The sequence below is a fragment of the Arthrobacter pascens genome (assembly GCF_030815585.1).
Lineage (GTDB): Bacteria > Actinomycetota > Actinomycetes > Actinomycetales > Micrococcaceae > Arthrobacter > Arthrobacter pascens_A.
In genome coordinates this window covers 2848203-2867233 of record NZ_JAUSWY010000001.1, presented here as the reverse complement: position 1 = coordinate 2867233, position 19031 = coordinate 2848203, and the positions used below count along the sequence as shown (strand labels likewise).

Here is a 19031-nt window from a genome sequence, read left to right as displayed (position 1 = left end):
ATGGATCCGAACACCCCACAGGCGCCCCGCCCCGAAGGCGTCCGCCACGAATACCGGCGCGCCGCCGTCGCGCACCAGGACGGCACCCTTCCCGAGAGCAAAGGCTGGACACGGAACGAACTCGCCGCCCGCGTGGCGCAGGAGCTCAGCAACGGTCAGTACGTCAACCTGGGCATTGGTATGCCCACGCTGATCCCCAACTACATTCCCGCTGGCGTGGAAGTGGTGCTGCACTCGGAAAACGGGATCCTCGGTGTCGGCCCGTATCCGGCGGAGGAGCAGGTGGACCCGGACCTGATTAATGCGGGAAAGGAAACGGTCACCGTCAAACCAGGCGCGGCGTTCTTCGACTCCGCATCATCGTTTGGCATGATCCGCGGCGGGCACGTGGACGTGGCTGTGCTGGGCGCCATGGAGGTGGCCGTCAACGGGGACCTGGCGAACTGGATGATCCCGGGCAAGATGGTCAAGGGTATGGGCGGGGCCATGGACCTGGTCTTCGGGGCCAAGAAGGTGATTGTCATGATGGAACACGTGGACCGCAACGGCAACCCCAAGATCGTGGAGCGGTGCAGCCTGCCCCTGACGGGAAAGGGGTGTGTTGACCGGATCATCACTGACCTCGCGGTGATCGACGTCGTGACCGAGGGCGGCGGTTCCCGGCTGGTGCTGCGCGAACTTGCGCCCAATGTCTCCATTGAAGACGTGGCGGCCGCCACCGGAGCGGAGCTCTTCGAAGAAGACCGGGAACTGACGGTATGACGGGTATGCCTGGGCCGGAGGAGAGCGAGCGTGGCGTCGTCGAACCGCGCGTCATCCAACAGCGCGGCCTCTACTTTGACGAGCTGGAGGAAGGCGTGGTGTATGCCCACCGTCCCGGCCGGACTGTGACGGAAGCGGACAACGTCCTCTTCACCACCCTCACCATGAACACCCAGGCGCTGCACCTCGACGCCGCCTGGAGTGCGGGGCAACCGTTTGGCCAGCGGCTGGTGAACTCGATGTTCACGCTGGCCACGGTGGTGGGCCAGTCAGTGTCGCAGCTGACCCAGGGCACCATCATCGCCCAGCTTGGACTGACCGACGTCTCTTTTCCACATCCGCTGTATCACGGTGACACGCTCTATACCGAGACCGTGATCATCCTGAAGCGGCCATCGGAATCGCGGCCGGGGCAGGGAATCGTGACCATGATCCACACCGGCAGGAACCAGGACGGCACGGTAGTGGCCCGGGCCACCAGGACCTGCCTGATGTGGACACGGGACGCCCACGCCCGCAGCCAAGAGGACAGCCAAGAGGGGAGTAAAAAGGGGAGCGGAAAGGGGACAATGGCCCTATGACCTTTGTGATGGGACCTGCCCTGCTGTTCTGCCCGGCCGACCGGCCCGAGCGCTACCAGAAGGCCGCCGAACGCGCCGATGCCGTCATCCTGGACCTGGAGGATGCCGTGGCTCCCGCGGAGAAGCAGCGGGCCCGGGGCGCCATCCTCGCACAGCTCGGTGCGGAGGCCGAAGTGCCGGAGCTGGATCCCAGCCGCACCATCATCCGGATCAACCCGTCCGGCACCGAAGAGTTCGAAAAGGACCTCCACTGCCTGGCCCACACACCCTACCGGACCGTAATGCTGGCCAAGACGGAGAGCGCCGAACAGCTGGAAGCCCTCGCGGACTTCCATGTGATCGCCCTGTGCGAGACTGCCGCCGGGGTCCTGAATGCCCCCGCCATTGCCGCAGCCTCCAACGTGGTGGCGCTGATGTGGGGGGCCGAGGACCTGCTGGCTTCGCTCGGCGGCACCTCCAGCAGGAAGGACGACGGCGGCTACCGCGCTGTCGCGCTCCACGCCCGGTCCTCGGTGCTGCTGGCCGCAGGCGCTTTCGGGAAAGAAGCCGTGGACGCCGTGTACGTCAATATCCCGGACCTCGCAGGCCTGGCCCTGGAGGCCGGCGATGCGGTGGCCTCGGGATTCAGCTCCAAGGCCTGCATCCACCCCACCCAGGTGAACGTGGTCCGGGGCGCCTATGCCCCCTCCGAGGCCGACGTCGCGGAGGCAACCGAGCTGCTGCACGCCGCCGCAACAGCTGGATCAGGCGTCTTCCAGTACAACGGCAAGATGGTCGATGGCCCCATCCTCAAGCATGCAGAGGCCACCATCCGCCGCGCCGGAGCCCACGCCTAGATCATCTTCATCAGCCGCCGCATCCGGCCCTACATCCTGCGCCCGGGCGATCGCCGGAGCGAGAGCGGCGGGATGGCTTCATAGAGCGGGGTCCGGATCCATCGTTCGCCGGTATCACGGAACTCGGTCCGGGTGGCGAAGCGGTACAGGTAGCTGCGGGCGCGCACCCAGCGCGGCGGCCCGCCGTCGAACGGGTCGTGGCGCAGTAGCCGCAGCACCTGTCTGTCCGCTTCCAGCAGCTTGGCGAGGAAGGCATAGAACCATTCCTCGTGCACCGAGCGGAGCGGCAGGAACCACATGAGCCAGTCCAGCCGCAGATGGTAGGGGGCCCACTGCCGCGGCAGCCGGCGCACGTCCCCGGGTTTTCCCTTGAAGCCGTACTCGCGCCAGTCCGCGGACTCGTCCGGGTCTTCGTCCAGGGTGCCTTCCACCACAATCTCGATCCGCTGCTTGGTGACCGTGCCAAACGCGCCGTAGGTGTTCACGAGTTGCCAGCGGTTGAAACTCGCGTTCATCAGCTGGCGCCTGGAGAGCAGGTTGCGCACCGGCCAGTAGCTCAGGACCACCAGCAGGAGAGTCGCCGCGAGGGTGATGACAAGCCACCACAGGGGAGTCTCCCCGGCTGCGTCCCCCGGATGCCAGTCCAAGGGAATGACCGGCAGCACTGCATGTGCCACGGGATCGCTGACCGCGGCGAAGGCCAGCACAATGGCAATCCAGTTGAGCCAGGCGAAATTGCCGCTGGCCACGAGCCACAGCTGGGTGAAGATGACGATGCCTGCCGCGGCGCTTGCGAGCGGCTGGGGAGCGAAGAGGAAAAAGGGCACCACAAGCTGGGCGAAATGGTTGCCCAGCACCTCCAGGCGGTGGAAGGGCTTTGGCAGGAGATGTGCCTGCCGGCTCAGCGGCCCCGGCATCGGCTGGGTCTCGTGGTGGTAGTAGAGGGCTGTGAGGTCGCGCCACTCCCGCCCTCCGCGGATCTTGATCATGCCGGCGCCGAACTCCAGCCGGAACACCAGCCAGGCCACCAGGATCAGGATGGTGCGCGGCGGATCCGTCTGGTCCGAACCCAGGAAAGCCACCGTGAAGCCGGCTTCCAGGAGGAGCATCTCCCACCCGAAACCATAGAACGTCTGCCCCACGTTCACGATCGACATGTACAGCAGCCACAGGGACAGGAAAGCAATCATCGGCAGCCACGGCGGCCCGAGCTGGGGAAGCCCGGCCACCAGCAGCGCGGAGATGGCCAGCCCGGTCCCGCAGACTGCGCGGAGCAGCCGGTCCGAATAGCGCCAGCGGAACAGGGTGGGCCTGCCGCGTGCGCTGAACGCCTCCAGATAATCGGGAACGGGAAGCAGCCCGCGTGCGCCCAGGAGTGCCGGGAACTGGTTGAGGGAGGACAGGAACGCAACGAAGTAGAGCGCCGCGACGCCACGCTGCAGCACTTGCCGGGCAAATTCATACTCCGGCGCATCGAACCAGGAAACCCAGTCCACGCATTCCACGTTACGCCCGCCATCCGCTGCACGCCCACTAGGATCGGATGATGTTCGCATGGGTGCTCATTGCCGTCGTCGCAGGGGCACTGGCCCAACGGCTGGCCGGCCTGGGGTTCGGGCTTCTGGTCTCTCCTGTCCTGGTGGTACTCCTGGGACCCTTCGACGGCGTTATGATCATCAACCTGTGCGGCGCAACATCATCCCTCCTGATCCTGTCCAGGGTTTGGCGGGATGTGCACTGGCGGCGGTATCTCGGACTGGCGCTCGCCGCCGTCGCCGGGGTGCTGCCCGGTGCGTGGTTGGCCAGCAACGTCCCCGAAGCTCCGCTGGAAATCTGCATCGGCGTGCTGCTGATCTTTGCGCTGCTGGCATCCCAGCGGCTGACCCGGAGCACGTGGCATGCCAGCGGGCCGGTTCCCCTGGTATCGCTGGGCTTTTCGAGCGGACTCATGAACGCGGCCGCAGGTGTGGGCGGCCCGGCCATCACCGCCTACGCCATCGCCACCCGCTGGGAACAGAAAAGCTTCAGCGCCACCCTGCAGCCCTACTTCGTGACCACCGGCCTGACGTCCCTGGTCAGCAAATACGTCCTCTCCGGCGGGCACGTGCCGGCCCTTGAGGGCTGGCAGTGGCTGGGGATCCTGGCCGCCATGATCACCGGAATAGTTGCCGGCGACCTGTTGACCGGCCGGGTGCGGCCCGGCGCTGTCCGCGGGATTGTGGTGGCCATCGCCTATCTGGGAGCCGTCTCCACTCTGGCCAAGGGATTTGTGGAGCTGGCAGCGGCCTGACCTGCAGCTGCCAATCCACTCCATCACCGTGCGGGATACTTAAGCAATGCAGCCACGCAGAATCGTCATCCTCGGATCCACCGGTTCCATCGGCACCCAGGCGATTGACGTCGTCGACGGCGCCCCGCACCTGTTTGAAGTTGTGGCGCTGAGCGCCGGGGGAGGGAACCTGGAGCTCCTTGCCAGCCAGGCTGTCCACACGGGCGCCAGGGCAGTGGGCATTGCCGCCGGGGACGCGAGGCGGCTTGGGGAACTCATTGGAGAAGCGGCGAGGGCCGCAGGAATGCCGGACTACCGGCCGGACATCATCGCAGGGCATGATGCGTCAACCCGCATCGCGGAGGTGGACGCGGACGTGGTGCTCAACGGCATCACCGGCTCCATCGGGCTTGCTCCCACGCTGGCTGCCCTCAAATCGGGTGCCACGCTGGCGCTGGCAAACAAGGAATCCCTGATCGTGGGCGGAGCACTGGTCAAGGCCGCCGCACGGGAAGGCCAGATCGTGCCCGTGGACTCCGAGCATTCGGCTATCGCCCAATGCCTGCGCTCCGGCTCCGCGGACGAGGTGGAAAAACTGATCCTGACCGCATCCGGAGGCCCCTTCCGCGGCCGGACCAAGGAAGAGCTCCACAACGTCTCACCCCGGGAAGCGCTGGCCCACCCCACCTGGGACATGGGCCTGATGGTCACCACCAATTCGGCCACCCTGGTCAACAAGGGCCTTGAGCTGATTGAAGCGCACCTGCTTTTCGACATCCCGCTCGACCGGATCGACGTTGTGGTCCACCCCCAGTCAGTGGTCCACTCCATGGTCCAGTTCGTGGACGGCTCCATTATTGCCCAGGCATCCCCGCCTGACATGCGGCTGCCGATCGCGCTGGGGCTGGGCTGGCCGGACAGGGTGCCCAAGGCCGCTTCCGCGTGCGACTGGACGCAGGCCACCAGTTGGACGTTCGAGCCGTTGGACGCCGGTGCGTTCCCGGCCGTGGACCTCGCCAAAGACGCCGCCAAGCAGGGGAGCACGTTCCCCGCAGTGTTCAACGCTGCCAACGAGGAGGCCGTCACGGCCTTCCATGATGGCCGCATCCGGTTCACGGACATCGTGGATACCATCGGTTCCGTTCTCAGTGAACATTCAGGATCCTCCGGGCTGACGGTTGAGTCAGTGCTGGATGCTGAAAACTGGGCACGTGCGCGCACCCACGAACGTTTAGCAGTCAGCAGTCTCTAGGAAGCAGCAGAACCACAGATATGAGTCCCGTTCTCCTTTTTGTCCTCGGTGTCGTCTTCGTGGCGATCGGCATCGCCGCGTCCATCGCGCTGCACGAAGTTGGGCACCTGGTGCCCGCCAAGCTCTTCAAGGTGCGCGTCACCAAGTACATGATCGGCTTCGGCCCCACCCTCTGGTCAAAGCAAAAAGGCGAGACCGAATACGGGTTCAAGGCCATTCCGCTGGGCGGTTACGTGTCCATGATCGGCATGTACCCACCCAACAAGGAAGACGGGACGGTTCGTCCCTCAAGTACCGGCATGTTCCAGACCCTGGCCACGGAAGCCCGGTCCATGGCCCACGAGGAGGTGGGGCCGGGAGACGAGAAACGCGTGTTCTACCGGCTTCCGGTGTGGAAGAAGATCATCGTTATGCTGGGCGGGCCTGCGATGAACCTGCTGATCGGCCTGGTGCTGACGGCCGTCCTGCTGATGGGGTTCGGCGTCGCCACGGCAACCACCACCATCTCCGATGTCTCCAAATGCCAGGTGGCTGCCGGCGAGACCGTTGATCCCGATTCCCCGGACTGCCAGCTGACGCCTGCTGCTGCCGCCGGACTCAAGCCCAACGACACGGTGACCTCCTTTGACGGAAAAGCGGTGGCAGGCTGGGACCAGCTGACGGAATGGATCCGCGCGTCGGCCGGCCGGGAAGTCAGCATCACCGTGGAACGCGACGGCGCGCCCGTCACCACCTCCGTGAAGCCGGTGCTGTCCGCGCGGCCCATCATCGGAGTGGACGGGCGCCAGGCGAAGGATGACGCAGGCAACCTCCTGTACCAGGACGTCGGCTTCCTGGGCATTGGTGCGCAGACCGAACTGGTGCCCCAGCCGGCGTCGTCCGTTCTGCCCATGGCTGGAGAAAATATCAGCCAGGTGGCCGGTGTCATCTTCAACCTTCCGGCCCGGGTGGTGGGTGTAGCGAAGGCAGCGTTCAGCGAGGAACCTCGTGATCCCAACGGCCCCATCAGCGTGGTGGGCGTGGGCCGGGTGGCCGGCGAGGTCGCCGCCATGGAACAGGTGCCGCTGCAGTCCAGGCTGGGGGCCCTGGTGGGGCTGCTGGCCGGGCTGAACTTTGCCTTGGCGGTCTTCAACCTCGTCCCGTTGCTTCCGCTCGACGGCGGCCATGTTGCGGGCGCGCTATACGAGGGTGCCCGGCGGCGCGTGGCCAAGCTTTTCGGCAAGCCGGACCCGGGCGCCTTCGATATCGCCAAACTCCTCCCAGTGACGTACGTGGTCGCGGCGTTGCTGATGGGGATGAGCGCGCTGCTGATCTACGCAGACATCGTTAAACCCGTCAATCTGTTTGGCTAGGCACCCGATACTCCCAGAGGTGATCTTTCAATATCAGCTTATTTCGACTGATATCTAATAATCAGCCGATTATGATTGATATCGCCAAGTAAGCCGCATATGGTTAAGCCATGTATGTCATGACGATCGATCAGCGCGGAAGCAGCGCGGACGTCGACCGGGTCCCGGAGCTTATCTCCCAGTTGCGCGGCCTCACCTCGGCCGCCTTTGAGCGCTCCGTCGGCGATGAACTCCAAGGCGTCCTGGAGCGGGCCGATGACGTTGTGGACATCGCCCTGCACGCATTGCGCAGCGGACATTGGTACGTCGGAGTGGGAATCGGCGCAGTGCAGCTGGCGGTCGCCGCAAGCCCCCGGGAGGGGACCGGAAGCGGATTCGTGGCTGCCCGGAAGGCAGTTGAGCATGCCAAGAGCGCGGCGGGCCAGGTCCCATTGTCAGTGGTGTCGGGCAGTATTGGCCGTGGAATGGAGGTGCCACAGCATGCCAGGGAAGGAGCCAGGGCCTGCGCCAACGCCGAAGCGGTGCTCCGCCTGATCGGACGTCTGGTCCAGGAACGCACGGACGCCCAGTGGAAGGTTGTTGACCGGCTGCGCAGTGTTGTCCAAGCCGGTGGCGGCAAGCATGGCAGCCAGAAGCACGTGGCCAAGGAATTGGGAATAACGGAACAGTCGGTGAGCCGTGCCGTGCTCAGGTCCGGCTGGCAGGAAGAATGGGCTGCCAGGCCCGCAGCGGCGATGCTCCTGGAGTACGCCCATTCCCAGATCCTCACACCCCGGACTGTTGCGGGGCCTGGAACACCTAACGAAGGAGACCGGTGAACGCACTCTGGATTGCAGCGGCCCTGCTGGTGGCCGGATTTGTGGGATGGCCGGTGACGGCGCTCGTGTTCCGGCTGGCCAGGACCATTGACGACAAAGCAGACGCGGCGACGGCAACGGATGATGCCGAGAGGAAAGCCGCTGAGGACCCGTCCGCCGATGTCACGGTGGACACCGTCGCCGGCGTCCCAGCGGGAGCAGGGGGCGCCGGCCAGGCAGTCGATGGCGAGCTCACAGCGGAACCCGGCCAGCCGTCGTCGTCCGGTTCAAGCCAGCCATCCGGGGTTTCAGGCAAGCGGATCCTCCGCGGCGGCGCGATCATTGGCATCCTGGAGCGCCTGGCCGTCTGCCTGGCCATCCTGACCGGCCAACCGGTGGCCATCGCCTACGTTGTGGCCATCAAGGGCCTCGGCAGGTTTGCTGAGCTGAAGGAAACTCCCGTGGCCGCTGAACGGTTCATCATCGGAACGCTCACGTCCATGCTGTGGGCTGCCGGCATTGCCGCCATTGTGAAGGTGCTGTTCCTTCACTGAGTGCCCCTCCGGGGCCGGCGGTTCGAATACCGGGTCATTCTGCCCGTCTGCGGGTGCGGGGCGTTCCGAGGCGGTTCGTTATGGTGGAACGATCGTTATACCCAGGGAGGGGCGTGATGACGAGCGCAGACGTGGGCCGCCGAGGGGGGACTGGCATGGGCGTGGCGGTGGCGGGGATGCTGCTGATTGCCGCCACCTATGGGATGGCTCGTTTCGGGGTGGGCCTGTTTGCTCCACTCTTCGGCGCCGGCTACATGGGCCTGTCCGCGGTGCTCATCCTGTGGGCCCGTCACGCCTGGCCGGGCAACGGAGGGGCAGGCACCTCGATCCTGTTCATCGCTCTGGCCAGTGGGCAAGCGATGGGATCCGTCGGCTTCGGAGCGGCCCAAGGGTTCCTGGGCCCGATAGTCCTGGCGTCACTCGCTGCAAGCTTGTGCGCCACGGGCGGCCTGGTGCCTTTGATGGGAAAGCGGTGACTCCACCGCGGCCCGGCTAGCTCCCTGTTGCCTGCGCTGAACATCGTCGGTGGCTGCCGCCCGGATGGGAAGGAGGCAGCCATGGCGATAGGGTAGCGGTATGACTGTTTTTGCCGTTGAGTACGTTTTTGCACCTGATTCCACCGAAGCCCGAGACAAGCACCGCCCGGCCCACCGGGAATGGCTTTCCGGTCTTTCCGGCGAGGGGAAGCTCCTGACCAGCGGACCTTACGCGGACGGTGCCGGCGCTTTGCTGATTTTCAGCGCTTCGGACGAAACCGAGCTGAACGAGATCCTCAAGCAGGATCCCTACGCGGGAGCCCAGGCCATCGCCGGGATCCGCACCACGGAGTGGACGCCCGTCATCGGCCTCCTTTCCGGCTACAACGCCTAACCCGCAGAGCTTCAAGCCACTAAGAAACTAGGAGTCCACGTGACCTCGGTCAGCCTGGGAATGCCGTCAGCACCACCGCCAGTCCTTGCCCCCCGCCGCAAGACGCGCCAGATCAAGGTTGGATCTGTGGGAGTCGGCTCGGACTCGCCTATCAGCGTCCAGTCCATGACCACCACGCCCACCACGGACATCAATGCCACGTTGCAGCAGATCGCGGAACTCACCGCCTCCGGCTGCGATATTGTCCGTGTGGCCTGCCCGTCAGCGGACGACGCCGAGGCGCTGCCCATCATCGCCCGCAAGTCCCAGATCCCGGTCATTGCGGACATCCACTTCCAGCCCAAATATGTGTTCGCGGCCATCGAGGCAGGGTGCGCCGCGGTGCGGGTTAATCCCGGCAACATCCGCAAGTTCGATGACCAGGTCAAGGAAATCGCCAAGGCGGCCAAAGACCACGGCACCTCCATCCGAATCGGAGTTAACGCGGGTTCCCTTGAGCCGGGCATCATGAAGAAGTACGGCAAGGCCACTCCCGAGGCTCTGGTGGAGTCGGCCGTGTGGGAGGCTTCGCTGTTCGAGGAGCACGGCTTCCACGACTTCAAGATCTCCGTCAAGCACAACGATCCCGTCATTATGGTGGCCGCCTACGAGATGCTGGCAGAAAAGGGCGACTGGCCGCTGCACCTCGGCGTCACCGAGGCCGGGCCCGCATTCCAGGGAACCATCAAATCTGCCACCGCCTTCGGGGCGCTGCTGTCGAGAGGCATCGGTGACACCATCCGCGTTTCGCTTTCCGCCCCGCCGGTGGAGGAGATCAAGGTGGGAAATCAGATCCTTCAGTCCCTGAACCTGCGCCCGCGCAAGCTTGAAATCGTCTCCTGCCCGTCCTGCGGCCGAGCCCAGGTGGATGTCTACACCTTGGCCGAGCAGGTCACCGCCGGCCTGGAGGGCATGGAAATCCCGCTGCGTGTGGCTGTGATGGGCTGCGTGGTCAACGGACCCGGGGAAGCCCGCGAAGCCGATCTTGGTGTGGCATCAGGCAACGGCAAGGGCCAGATTTTTGTGAAGGGCGAAGTCATCAAGACTGTCCCCGAGAGCCAGATTGTTGAGACACTGATCGAAGAGGCCATGCGTATCGCGGAAGAGATGGGGGAGGCCGATGGCGAAGATGCTGTCAAGGGTAGCCCCGTGGTTAGCGTCTCATAAGGACGGCACCGCACCCGCGGGCACCTCCGTACGAACCTTGGGCGGGTCGGATACATCTGCCCTCCGGCGCCTTGCCCTGCAGGATCCGGTAGCGAACGTTTTTATCCTCTCCCACCTGAGGGCGGCGGGTACCGCGGCGCCCACCAGTGGCGGTGCCGCCGTCATTGGCATCTTCAACGACGGCATCCTGGTGGGCGCGTGCTGGACGGGAGCCAACCTGGTTCCGGTACAGCTCGACCCAGCCTTTGCCGGCCTCGTGGCTGCGGCAGCAAACGTATCCGGCCGCCGCTACGCCTCCGCTTTTGGCCCCGCTGAGCCTGTCCTTGCATTGCATGCGGAACTGGCGGGGCTCGGCCACACGGCCCACGAGGTCCGGGCCGAACAGCCACTCATGACCCTCTCCGGGCCCCCGTCAGTGGAACCGAACAGGGAACTGGCACTGGGCCGGCTCGCCGATTTTGACCGCATCCTTCCTGCCTGCGCCGCCATGTTCGAAGAGGAAGTGGGCTATTCGCCTTTCCTTGGCGGCAGGGAGTTCTACAGCCGCCGGGTGGAGGGCCTGATCCGGCAGGGCCATTCGCTCGTCCACCTCAACCCGGCCGGCGAAGTGGTGTTTAAAGCCGAGTTGGGAGCCGTCACGCCGGACGTCACGCAGATCCAGGGAGTATGGCTGAACCCCCTCTACCGCGGGCAGGGCCTGAGCTCCGGGTACATGGCTGCGGTGGTGGAACAGGCCAGGAAGATCGCACCGGTCACCAGCCTGTACGTCAACGGATTCAACTCCCGTGCCAGGGCCGCCTACCAGCGCGTTGGATTCCGTGAAGTGGGCACTTTTGCCACGGTGCTGTTTTAGCCGGTCCTGTTCCAGCCCAGCGCGTTTAGCCATCCGTCTTCCGGCCCCAGCTGCGCGGGCGTCAATAAACTTTGGAATGGAAAAACCCTTGTCAACGTGGCGGCTATCACATAAGTTCGATCTAGCTGCGCTGGAGTGGCGTGGGCGGTCTCACCAGTCCTCACCAGTAACAAGGCGTCAACGGCCATGGAGCCACGCCCGGAAGCAATGACCAGCCCGATGGGGGCCAGGGGCTTTGCACCGCCGGGCGTGGCTCTATTGCTTTTCCGGCCCGTACCGTTCCCGGCCGGACCGCGGCCCGTCCTCCACAGCGGGGAATGTGCGTGCTTGCCGGTAGATTAGTACCCAGACGATTACCCGGCACTGCTTTTCAGCAGCAATTCCCAAGAAACGGATACCCACCCGTGGTCCTAAGAATGTCCCAGCTTTTCCTGCGCACCCTGCGTGAAGATCCCGTCGACGCAGAGGTGGCCAGCCACCGGCTCCTGGTCCGTGCCGGGTACATCCGCCGCGCGGCGCCGGGCATCTACACCTGGCTGCCGCTGGGGCTCAGCGTCCTCCGGAAAGTCGAAGCAGTCATCCGCGAGGAGATGGCCGCCATCGGCGCACAGGAAGTCCACTTCCCGGCGCTGCTGCCGCGGGAACCCTACGAGGTCACCAACCGCTGGACCGAGTACGGCGAAGGCCTGTTCCGCCTCCAGGACCGCAAAGGTGCCGATTACCTGCTGGCACCGACCCACGAGGAAATGTTCACCCTCCTGGTAAAGGACCTGTACTCCTCGTACAAGGACCTGCCGCTGAGCCTGTACCAGATCCAGAACAAGTACCGTGATGAGGCGCGGCCTCGCGCTGGGCTCCTCCGCGGCCGCGAATTCATCATGAAGGACTCCTACTCCTTCGACGTGGACGACGCCGGCCTGGACGCCAGCTATACCGCGCACCGGGGCGCCTACCTCCGTATCTTCGAGCGCCTGGGGCTCGAAGTCATTCCCGTAGCCGCAACCGCCGGAGCCATGGGTGGGTCCAAGAGCGAGGAGTTCCTGCACCCCACCGAGATCGGCGAGGACACCTTCGTGCGCTCAGCCGGCGGCTACGCCGCCAACGTTGAGGCTGTCACCACCGTGGTCCCGGCCGAGATCGACTTCACGGGAGCCCCCGCCGCCGAGGTCCTCGACACCCCTGACACCCCCACGATCGAAACCCTGGTGGCTGCTGCCAACCAGCTTGCTCCCCGCGCGGAGGCCGACGGCGGCGCCTGGACTGCCGCCGATACCCTCAAGAACGTGGTGCTCGCCGTCACCCTGCCCACCGGTGAGCGCCAGATCGTAGTGATCGGCGTCCCCGGTGACCGCGGAGTGGACCTGAGGCGGGTGGAAGCCAACATTGGCTCCTTCCTGCCCATCGCCGGGGAGATCAGCCTCGAGGCCGCCAACGACGAGGACCTGAAGAAGCAGCCCCTCATCGTCAAGGGCTACCTGGGTCCCGGCCTGACTCCGGACGAACCCCTGCTGGGTAGCGAAGGGTCAACCAAGCTGCTGTATCTCGTGGACCCCCGGGTTGTGAGCGGCACCGCCTGGGTCACCGGAGCCAACGAGACCGGCAAGCACGTTTTTGGACTTGTGGCCGGACGAGACTTCGGCTGGGACGGCGTCATCGAATGCACCGAGGTCCGCGAAGGAGACCCCGCACCGGACGGCTCCGGACCGCTCCGGACCGCCCGGGGCATCGAGATGGGCCACATCTTCCAGCTGGGCCGCAAGTATGCTCAAGCGCTTGAGCTGAAGGTCCTGGACCAGAACGGCAAGCAAGTGGTGGTCACCATGGGTTCCTACGGAGTGGGCGTCACCCGGGCCGTCGCAGCGTTGGCCGAATCAAACCACGACGGCAAGGGCCTGGTCTGGCCGCGCGCTGTCGCCCCGGCCGATGTCCACATCGTGGCTGTAGGCAAAGGCGACGAAATCTTCGCAGCAGCCGAAAAGCTGGCCCTGGAACTCGAAGCGGCCGGCCTGGACGTCATCTATGATGACCGTCCCAAGGTCTCCCCGGGCGTGAAGTTCGGCGATGCGGAGCTGGTGGGCGTCCCCACCATCCTGGCCGTCGGCCGTGGCCTCGTGGACGGCGTGGTGGAGATCAAGGACCGCCGCAGCGGCGAAGCGGAAAACGTTGCAGTGGACAAGGCGGTTGACTACGTGGTCACCGCCGTCCGCAGCAGCTGACCCGCAGCGTTGCTGTCGGGTTTTGAGTCGATCCAGCTCACCACACTCATCCTGATTGTGGTGGCTGGATTCGCTGCCGGCTGGGTGGACGCGGTGGTGGGCGGCGGCGGGCTGATCCAGCTTCCGGCGCTGCTGCTGGTTCCGGGCATCACTCCGGTCCAAGCGCTTGCCACCAACAAGATGGGTTCTATTTTCGGCACCACAACCAGTGCCGTCACGTACTACGGGCGGGTCAAGCCGGACCTGAAGACGGCACTGCCCATGGCGGTGATCGCCCTCGCGGGAAGCTTCGGCGGTGCGGTACTGGCGGCCAGCCTGCCGGTCAGCGTGTTCAAGCCCATCATTGTGGTGGCGTTGGTCGCCGTCGCGCTTTTTACGGCCCTCAAGCCCGACGTCGGGGACATCACCGTGCTGCGTCACGACGGACACACACACTACGTGGTGGCGTGCCTGATAGGGGCAGTGATTGGCTTCTACGACGGCCTGATCGGACCAGGCACCGGCTCGTTCCTGGTCATCGCGCTGGTCTCCGCCATGGGCTACGCCTTCCTGGAAGCCAGTGCCAAAGCCAAGATCGTCAACATGGCCACCAACGCCGGCGCCTTGCTGTTTTTCCTGCCGCACGGCTCCCTCCTGTGGGGCACCGGCCTGTTGCTGGGGCTGGCGAACATGGCGGGAGGCTACCTGGGCGCACGGACCGCAGTGAAGCAGGGGAGCCGCTTTGTCCGCATTGTTTTCCTGCTCGTCGTGGGCGCCCTCATCATCAAACTCGGCTACGACGTTTGGCAGGACAATTTCGGCAATTTCGCGGCTATGGTGGCTCAAATACTATCGGCGTAGCATGCATCCATGTGGGCCGATTCACGTGATTTCGAGCAGGCATTGGACCGGGCTTCCGTGCACGCCAAACTGTGGCTCCAGGGACTGCCGGACCGCCCCGTCAAGCCCTCGAAAACCGCCGATGAAGTCGAGCGAAGGTTCGGTGGACCGCTCCCCGCTACCGGGATTTCTCCTGCCGAGGTGATCGACTACCTGGCCGAATACGCCGAGCCGGGACTGATGTCCATACAGTCGGGCCGTTTCTTCGGCTGGGTCATGGGCGGCACACTGCCGGCCGCCATGGCAGCGGACTGGCTGGTCACCGCCTGGGACCAGAATACGGGCATGCGCTTCGCCACACCGGCTACGGCGGCCATCGAACAGGCTGCAGGGCAGTGGCTCCTTGAGCTCCTGGGCCTGCCGGAGGGCTGCGACGTCGGCTTCGCCACTGGCGCCAGCATGGCTAACTTCACGGCCTTGGCGGCTGCACGGTGGCGGCTTCTGGCCGACGCGGGCTGGGACGTCAACGCCGACGGTCTCCGCGGAGCGCCACCCCTCAGGGTCATCGCCGGAGCCGAGCGCCACGAAACCGTGGACATGGGGCTGCGCTACCTGGGGCTGGGACGGCCGGAGCTGGTGCCCACAGACCCGGAAGGGAGAATCGATTCCCAGGAGCTGCGGTCGGTGCTGGCTGCCCGCCCCGGCCCCGCGATTGTGTGCCTGCAGGCCGGCAACGTCCATTCCGGCGCTTTTGATCCCTTTCCACAGGCCATCGAGGCCGCGAAGGAGCAGGGCGCCTGGGTGCACATTGACGGCGCCTTCGGGCTCTGGGCAGCGGCTGCGCCCACGCTCAGGCACCTGTGCGATGGAATGGGGCAGGCGGATTCCTGGGGCACTGATGCGCACAAGACCTTGAACGTACCGTACGACGCCGGCATCGTCATTGCGCGCGATGTCACCGCCCTGCGCTCGGCTATTGGGGTGCACGCCGAGTTCCTGCCCCAGGAGGAGCACGGAGCCGGTAATCCGTTCGAGAAGGTGCCCGAGCTCTCCCGGAGGGCCCGCGGTGTTCCGGTCTGGGCTGCGTTGCGTTCGTTGGGACGCGATGGCGTGGCGGACCTGGTGGCCGGCCGCGCGGCGTGTGCCGCGGAAATGGCCGGCCGCCTTGCGGAGCTGCCCGACGTGGAGGTGCTCAACGACGTCGTATACACGCAGGTCGCCCTGGCGTTTGGCACGGATGAGCGCACCCGGGCGGTGACTGGGCACATCATGGCCGATGGCCGGGTCTGGATGTCCGGGTCGCGCTGGAAGGGGCGTGACATCCTGCGCGTCTCGGTGACCAACTGGTCTACGGACGGCGCCGATATCGACGTCGCGGTGGCCGCCGTGCGGGATGCCCTGGCAGGCACCGTGTAGCCGGCCCGCAGGTACTAGCCGAAGGCACTCTCCCCGGGTTCCGGCAGCGAATGCGCCGCGGGCAGCCCGTCCAAGGTCCGTCCGGCGAGGGTGCTGGCAACCCAGAGTGAGCGTGCCAGATCCCCTTGGTGATGCGGCTGCGAGGCGTACCAGAGCGCGTTCTCCACTTCCCGTGCGACGCCCCACTGGCGGGCAGCCTCGGCGTCCAGTCCTGCTGAGACACTGAAATCGCGGCAACGCTGCCTGAGGCCGGCCTGCGGATTGCCGGGTGGCAGGTCACCGAGCCGGTTCCAGAGCAGCGGGGCCACCGCAAACTCCGGCTCACCGATCATGGGCTGCGGGTCGATGGCGGCGAAGCCCGCACCGTCCGGCGAACCTTTCCTGTTCTGCGCCCCGGGCCGGGCCAGGATGTTCAGGAAATGGAAGTCCGTGTGCACCAGGACGTCCCTTCCCGAGCGGCGGCCGACGGCCCCACGGGTCTGGCAGACTTCCAGGGCTGCTTCCAGGAGCCAGCGTGGAAACGGGCGGCCCTGCTGTTCCCAGTCGGCGGGCAGGTCATCACTCCATTGCTCGGCCCGCGCGGCGATGTGGCCGAACTCCTGCCACTGCGGCCGTTCGTCAGGAACCAGGCTGAGCTGGCGCATCAGCGTCCCCCACACCGTCACGGCGTCATCCATCGGGACGGTCTGCAGTGACTGCGCCGCATCCAGCCGCTCCAGCAGCATGGCGCATGTTCCGGCGTCGGACTCCAGCAGCCGGACGGCGCCGCGTCCCCGCCACAAAGCCAGCGCGTGCCGTTCAACCCGGGCTTCATCGTGCGGGAAGGCAATCTTGAGGGCAGCAGGGGTCCCGTCAATCCGGCGGACTGGAACAACCACGCCGCCGTGTCCATTCCACGGGAGGGCGCCGGGAGCCAGGTCTGCTTCGAGCTCCCAATGCTCCAGCCGTCCTTGGAGCAGGCCGGGCAGTGAAGCCAGCCACGCCCGTCCCGCGCTGCTGCGGCTGTACCGGGCGCTCAGGTCTGGAGGGATTGGTACTACGGTCTGCTGTCTCATCAGCTCCAGCGTAGTTGACCTGCAGTGCGGCGGACTTAAACCAGCCTGATAACGGACCAGGTCTGCCCACGCTCAGACGACGCCGGTGGCCCCCAGCAGGTTGCCAATCGAGAACGTGGCAGCAAGAGCCAACGCGCCGCCAACCACCACCCGCACTGCGGCCCGCGACTTCGACCCACCGCCGATCCAGGCGCCCAGTGCCCCGGTAAGGGCCAGCGCCACCAACACGGCGGCGAAGGTCAACGGAACCCTGATGTCCGGCGGCGGCAGGAGGATGGCGAGCATCGGCAGGATGGCGCCGAGCGTGAAAGCCACCCCCGAGGCGAACGCAGCGTGCCAGGGACTGACGATGCCGGCTTCGTCGATGTTGAGCTCTGCGGAAAGGTGCGCCGCAAGGGCGTCGTGGCTGGTCAGTTCTTCCGCCACGGCGCGGGCGGTCTCCGGGCTAAGGCCCTTGTCGCGGTAGATGGCTGCCAGCTCGGCGAGCTCTTCCTCTGGTTCTTCGGCGAGTTCCCGGCGTTCCTTTTCGATCAGCGCTTTCTGGCTGTCGCTCTGGCTGCTCACGGACACGTATTCGCCCAAGGCCATGGAGACTGCTCCGCCCACCAGTCCGGCCGCCCCTGCAGCGAGGATGGGGCCGGTGGCCGCTGTGGCGCCCGCCACGCCCACCACGATGGCCGCAACGGAGACTATCCCGTCGTTTGCACCCAGTACCCCGGCGCGCAGCCAGTTGAGGCGCTGGGCCACGTCGTTGTCGTGCGGCTCGTTTTCCAGGTGGCGTTTCAGCCCACGGTTGTCCGCCTGTATTTCGGCCGGTTCGGTGGGCTCTGCCGGGTCATGGGAATCCATGAATTCAGCAAACCACCACTTGCGGCCCTGTACCAGCAGGTCCTGCTCCATACGAACGGCCCAGAGCCACACAAGCGGTGCAGGCTCCCTGTGTGTCAGCACCGTTCGTGCGGGCCGGGGCCGTTCCTGCATATGTCATTCAGGAAGCTGTGGCAGCCGGGATTCGTCCACGGGAACGCCAGGAACGGCTCCCGGGTCCGCACCCCAGTGGAGCGTACGCCGGGCGGCGGCCACCAGGGCCGAGATTGCCCAGCTCCGGGTGCTGCCCTCGCTCAGCGCCACCACATCGCCGTACACCGGCAGCGTGCCGGCTTCCAGCCGCCCCAGGCCTGCGGCCGGAGCATCAAGAAACGTGTCCGAGAGGGTGTAGCCGGGCTGTTGGGGCGGAACGCTTGCGCAGTGGATCCTGCTCTGGATCAGGACCTCGCCAGCCAGGTCCTGGTGCTGTTCCAGAAGGTCCGACGCCGGAGCCGCGGACGCGGAATCCAGCCGCGTCAGCGCCGCCTGGTAGCCGTACACGGCCTCCTGCTCGGCTTCAACAGCTGCGGTCAGAGCCGACGCCAGGCTCGCTCCGCCGGAGGCCGGCTCCGTGGTGCTGCAGCCGGCGGCAGGTCCGGTGGACTCCTCCGGGACGGCACTACCTTCTGCCTTCCCTGCCTCGGCAGCCTCACCGGCTTCGGCGGCGGTAGGAGTAGCTTCAGCGGGAACACCCGCGGCAACTGCGATGTCTTCGGCCGCCAAGAGCTGCGCCGCACCGGTGCCGGCGAGAAGGCGCGCGATGCCGCCGTCGGCCGTTTCTGCATCGCCAAGCCGCTTTGCCCCGCTCGCTGACAGGGCGGCCGCAAGTTCCGCGACGGAGGACACAGACGGAGCAGCCGAAGCCGCTATGGGTCCGTCCGGTGGTCCGGCCGTCGGTCCTGTCTGCGTCCCGGGAGCTGCTGAATCGTCAGGCGACATCAGTGCCCTGGCCTGAATGGTCAGCAAAGTCACAACGCGGTCCAGCGGGTCGGTGCTGGCGGCGGTACCAGTGCCGGAGGCAGCGGTGGCCAGGTCCAGGCCGGCGGCCCTGAGCGACATGGCGTCGGCGAACGCAGCGGCTCTGGCCTGCTCGGAAAACGGCGGCGCGGCGGGCGGAGCGGGCTCGTGGGGGATCAGGGCAATCCCGAGGCTGAGGACAAGGAGGGCTGTGAGCGAAAAAACGGCGTACCGGAAATAGCGTCCCCCGGGGTTGCTTTCCTGGCTTGCGTCATTCACAACAGACCATGTTGCCACGCTGGATGCGAAACTCCGTGCACCACTGCGTCCGGAAAATCGTTAGGCTAGTACACACAACATCATCTATCG

The 19031-nt window shown here is 65.9% G+C and carries 19 protein-coding genes; 15 read left to right on the top strand and 4 right to left on the bottom strand.

Annotated features, from left to right (window positions below; translation table 11 throughout):
* Genes QFZ30_RS13305 through QFZ30_RS13295 form a run of 3 tightly spaced genes read left to right on the top strand, consistent with a single transcriptional unit; the run spans window position 1 to window position 2179 of the window.
* Window positions 1-762 carry a CoA transferase subunit B gene (locus QFZ30_RS13305; RefSeq protein WP_307076932.1) on the top strand — a complete coding sequence of 254 codons (762 nt, stop codon included), beginning with the start codon at window positions 1-3 and terminating at the stop codon, window positions 760-762.
* Window positions 759-1343, top strand: coding sequence for a MaoC family dehydratase (locus tag QFZ30_RS13300; RefSeq protein WP_307076930.1), 585 nt, complete (start codon window positions 759-761; stop codon window positions 1341-1343). The genes QFZ30_RS13305 and QFZ30_RS13300 overlap by 4 nt, the downstream gene beginning before the upstream one ends.
* The gene (locus tag QFZ30_RS13295) at window positions 1340-2179 is read left to right on the top strand and encodes an HpcH/HpaI aldolase/citrate lyase family protein (RefSeq protein WP_307076929.1); all 840 of its coding nucleotides are present in this window, start codon (window positions 1340-1342) and stop codon (window positions 2177-2179) included. The genes QFZ30_RS13300 and QFZ30_RS13295 overlap by 4 nt, the downstream gene beginning before the upstream one ends.
* Window positions 2180-2208: 29 nt before the next feature.
* On the opposite strand, the gene QFZ30_RS13290 is transcribed toward QFZ30_RS13295, so the two are convergent.
* Window positions 2209-3675: a lipase maturation factor family protein gene (locus tag QFZ30_RS13290; protein ID WP_307076927.1), complete on the bottom strand. Its 1467-nt coding sequence runs from the start codon at window positions 3673-3675 to the stop codon at window positions 2209-2211.
* A 47-nt stretch (window positions 3676-3722) separates the two neighbouring features.
* Here QFZ30_RS13290 and QFZ30_RS13285 point away from each other — a divergent pair, with 47 nt between their 5' ends.
* From QFZ30_RS13285 to QFZ30_RS13230, 12 genes are all read left to right on the top strand, one after another.
* Complete coding sequence (locus QFZ30_RS13285; RefSeq protein ID WP_307076926.1) at window positions 3723-4469, top strand: sulfite exporter TauE/SafE family protein; 747 nt, start codon at window positions 3723-3725, stop codon at window positions 4467-4469.
* A gap of 46 nt (window positions 4470-4515) precedes the next feature.
* Window positions 4516-5700 (top strand): 1-deoxy-D-xylulose-5-phosphate reductoisomerase, encoded by a 1185-nt coding sequence (dxr, locus tag QFZ30_RS13280; protein ID WP_307076924.1) that lies wholly within the window; start codon window positions 4516-4518, stop codon window positions 5698-5700.
* Between the two features lie 20 nt (window positions 5701-5720).
* The gene (locus tag QFZ30_RS13275) at window positions 5721-7052 is read left to right on the top strand and encodes a M50 family metallopeptidase (protein WP_307076922.1); all 1332 of its coding nucleotides are present in this window, start codon (window positions 5721-5723) and stop codon (window positions 7050-7052) included.
* A gap of 110 nt (window positions 7053-7162) precedes the next feature.
* Window positions 7163-7870: a MarR family transcriptional regulator gene (locus tag QFZ30_RS13270; RefSeq protein WP_307076920.1), complete on the top strand. Its 708-nt coding sequence runs from the start codon at window positions 7163-7165 to the stop codon at window positions 7868-7870.
* On the top strand, window positions 7867-8403 hold the full coding sequence (locus tag QFZ30_RS13265) for a hypothetical protein (protein WP_307076918.1): 537 nt from the start codon (window positions 7867-7869) through the stop codon (window positions 8401-8403). Before QFZ30_RS13270 ends, QFZ30_RS13265 begins: the two co-directional genes overlap by 4 nt.
* 116 nt (window positions 8404-8519) lie before the next feature.
* Complete coding sequence (locus QFZ30_RS13260) at window positions 8520-8879, top strand: hypothetical protein (protein ID WP_307076916.1); 360 nt, start codon at window positions 8520-8522, stop codon at window positions 8877-8879.
* 100 nt (window positions 8880-8979) lie between these two features.
* Window positions 8980-9273 (top strand): YciI family protein, encoded by a 294-nt coding sequence (locus QFZ30_RS13255; RefSeq protein WP_307076914.1) that lies wholly within the window; start codon window positions 8980-8982, stop codon window positions 9271-9273.
* Window positions 9274-9312: 39 nt separating this feature from the next.
* Window positions 9313-10479 (top strand): flavodoxin-dependent (E)-4-hydroxy-3-methylbut-2-enyl-diphosphate synthase, encoded by a 1167-nt coding sequence (ispG, locus tag QFZ30_RS13250; protein ID WP_307076912.1) that lies wholly within the window; start codon window positions 9313-9315, stop codon window positions 10477-10479.
* Window positions 10442-11332: a GNAT family N-acetyltransferase gene (locus QFZ30_RS13245; protein WP_307080251.1), complete on the top strand. Its 891-nt coding sequence runs from the start codon at window positions 10442-10444 to the stop codon at window positions 11330-11332. The genes ispG and QFZ30_RS13245 overlap by 38 nt, the downstream gene beginning before the upstream one ends.
* A gap of 404 nt (window positions 11333-11736) precedes the next feature.
* The gene (locus QFZ30_RS13240) at window positions 11737-13548 is read left to right on the top strand and encodes a proline--tRNA ligase (RefSeq protein WP_307076910.1); all 1812 of its coding nucleotides are present in this window, start codon (window positions 11737-11739) and stop codon (window positions 13546-13548) included.
* Window positions 13549-13557: 9 nt separating this feature from the next.
* Complete coding sequence (locus QFZ30_RS13235) at window positions 13558-14388, top strand: sulfite exporter TauE/SafE family protein (RefSeq protein ID WP_307076908.1); 831 nt, start codon at window positions 13558-13560, stop codon at window positions 14386-14388.
* A 9-nt stretch (window positions 14389-14397) separates the two neighbouring features.
* Window positions 14398-15783, top strand: a complete 1386-nt coding sequence (locus QFZ30_RS13230) for a pyridoxal phosphate-dependent decarboxylase family protein (protein WP_307076906.1) — start codon at window positions 14398-14400, stop codon at window positions 15781-15783.
* A 14-nt stretch (window positions 15784-15797) separates the two neighbouring features.
* On the opposite strand, the gene QFZ30_RS13225 is transcribed toward QFZ30_RS13230, so the two are convergent.
* From QFZ30_RS13225 to QFZ30_RS13215, 3 genes are all read right to left on the bottom strand, one after another.
* The gene (locus tag QFZ30_RS13225) at window positions 15798-16838 is read right to left on the bottom strand and encodes an aminoglycoside phosphotransferase family protein (RefSeq protein WP_307076904.1); all 1041 of its coding nucleotides are present in this window, start codon (window positions 16836-16838) and stop codon (window positions 15798-15800) included.
* A 72-nt stretch (window positions 16839-16910) separates the two neighbouring features.
* Entirely contained in the window at window positions 16911-17687 is a 777-nt protein-coding gene (locus QFZ30_RS13220) for a VIT1/CCC1 transporter family protein (protein ID WP_307080249.1), read from the bottom strand.
* A 135-nt stretch (window positions 17688-17822) separates the two neighbouring features.
* Complete coding sequence (locus QFZ30_RS13215) at window positions 17823-18941, bottom strand: DUF4439 domain-containing protein (RefSeq protein ID WP_307076902.1); 1119 nt, start codon at window positions 18939-18941, stop codon at window positions 17823-17825.
* Window positions 18942-19031: the final 90 nt, after the last annotated feature.

Coding starts and splice junctions, on each gene's coding strand:
- QFZ30_RS13305 (WP_307076932.1), top strand. CDS start 1: ATGGATCCGAACACCCCACAGGCGCCCCGCCCCGAAGGCGTCCGCCAC.
- QFZ30_RS13300 (WP_307076930.1), top strand. CDS start 759: ATGACGGGTATGCCTGGGCCGGAGGAGAGCGAGCGTGGCGTCGTCGAA.
- QFZ30_RS13295 (WP_307076929.1), top strand. CDS start 1,340: ATGACCTTTGTGATGGGACCTGCCCTGCTGTTCTGCCCGGCCGACCGG.
- QFZ30_RS13285 (WP_307076926.1), top strand. CDS start 3,723: ATGATGTTCGCATGGGTGCTCATTGCCGTCGTCGCAGGGGCACTGGCC.
- dxr (WP_307076924.1), top strand. CDS start 4,516: ATGCAGCCACGCAGAATCGTCATCCTCGGATCCACCGGTTCCATCGGC.
- QFZ30_RS13275 (WP_307076922.1), top strand. CDS start 5,721: ATGAGTCCCGTTCTCCTTTTTGTCCTCGGTGTCGTCTTCGTGGCGATC.
- QFZ30_RS13270 (WP_307076920.1), top strand. CDS start 7,163: ATGTATGTCATGACGATCGATCAGCGCGGAAGCAGCGCGGACGTCGAC.
- QFZ30_RS13260 (WP_307076916.1), top strand. CDS start 8,520: ATGACGAGCGCAGACGTGGGCCGCCGAGGGGGGACTGGCATGGGCGTG.
- QFZ30_RS13255 (WP_307076914.1), top strand. CDS start 8,980: ATGACTGTTTTTGCCGTTGAGTACGTTTTTGCACCTGATTCCACCGAA.
- QFZ30_RS13245 (WP_307080251.1), top strand. CDS start 10,442: ATGCTGTCAAGGGTAGCCCCGTGGTTAGCGTCTCATAAGGACGGCACC.
- QFZ30_RS13230 (WP_307076906.1), top strand. CDS start 14,398: ATGTGGGCCGATTCACGTGATTTCGAGCAGGCATTGGACCGGGCTTCC.
- QFZ30_RS13225 (WP_307076904.1), bottom strand. CDS start 16,838: ATGAGACAGCAGACCGTAGTACCAATCCCTCCAGACCTGAGCGCCCGG.
- QFZ30_RS13220 (WP_307080249.1), bottom strand. CDS start 17,687: ATGGATTCCCATGACCCGGCAGAGCCCACCGAACCGGCCGAAATACAG.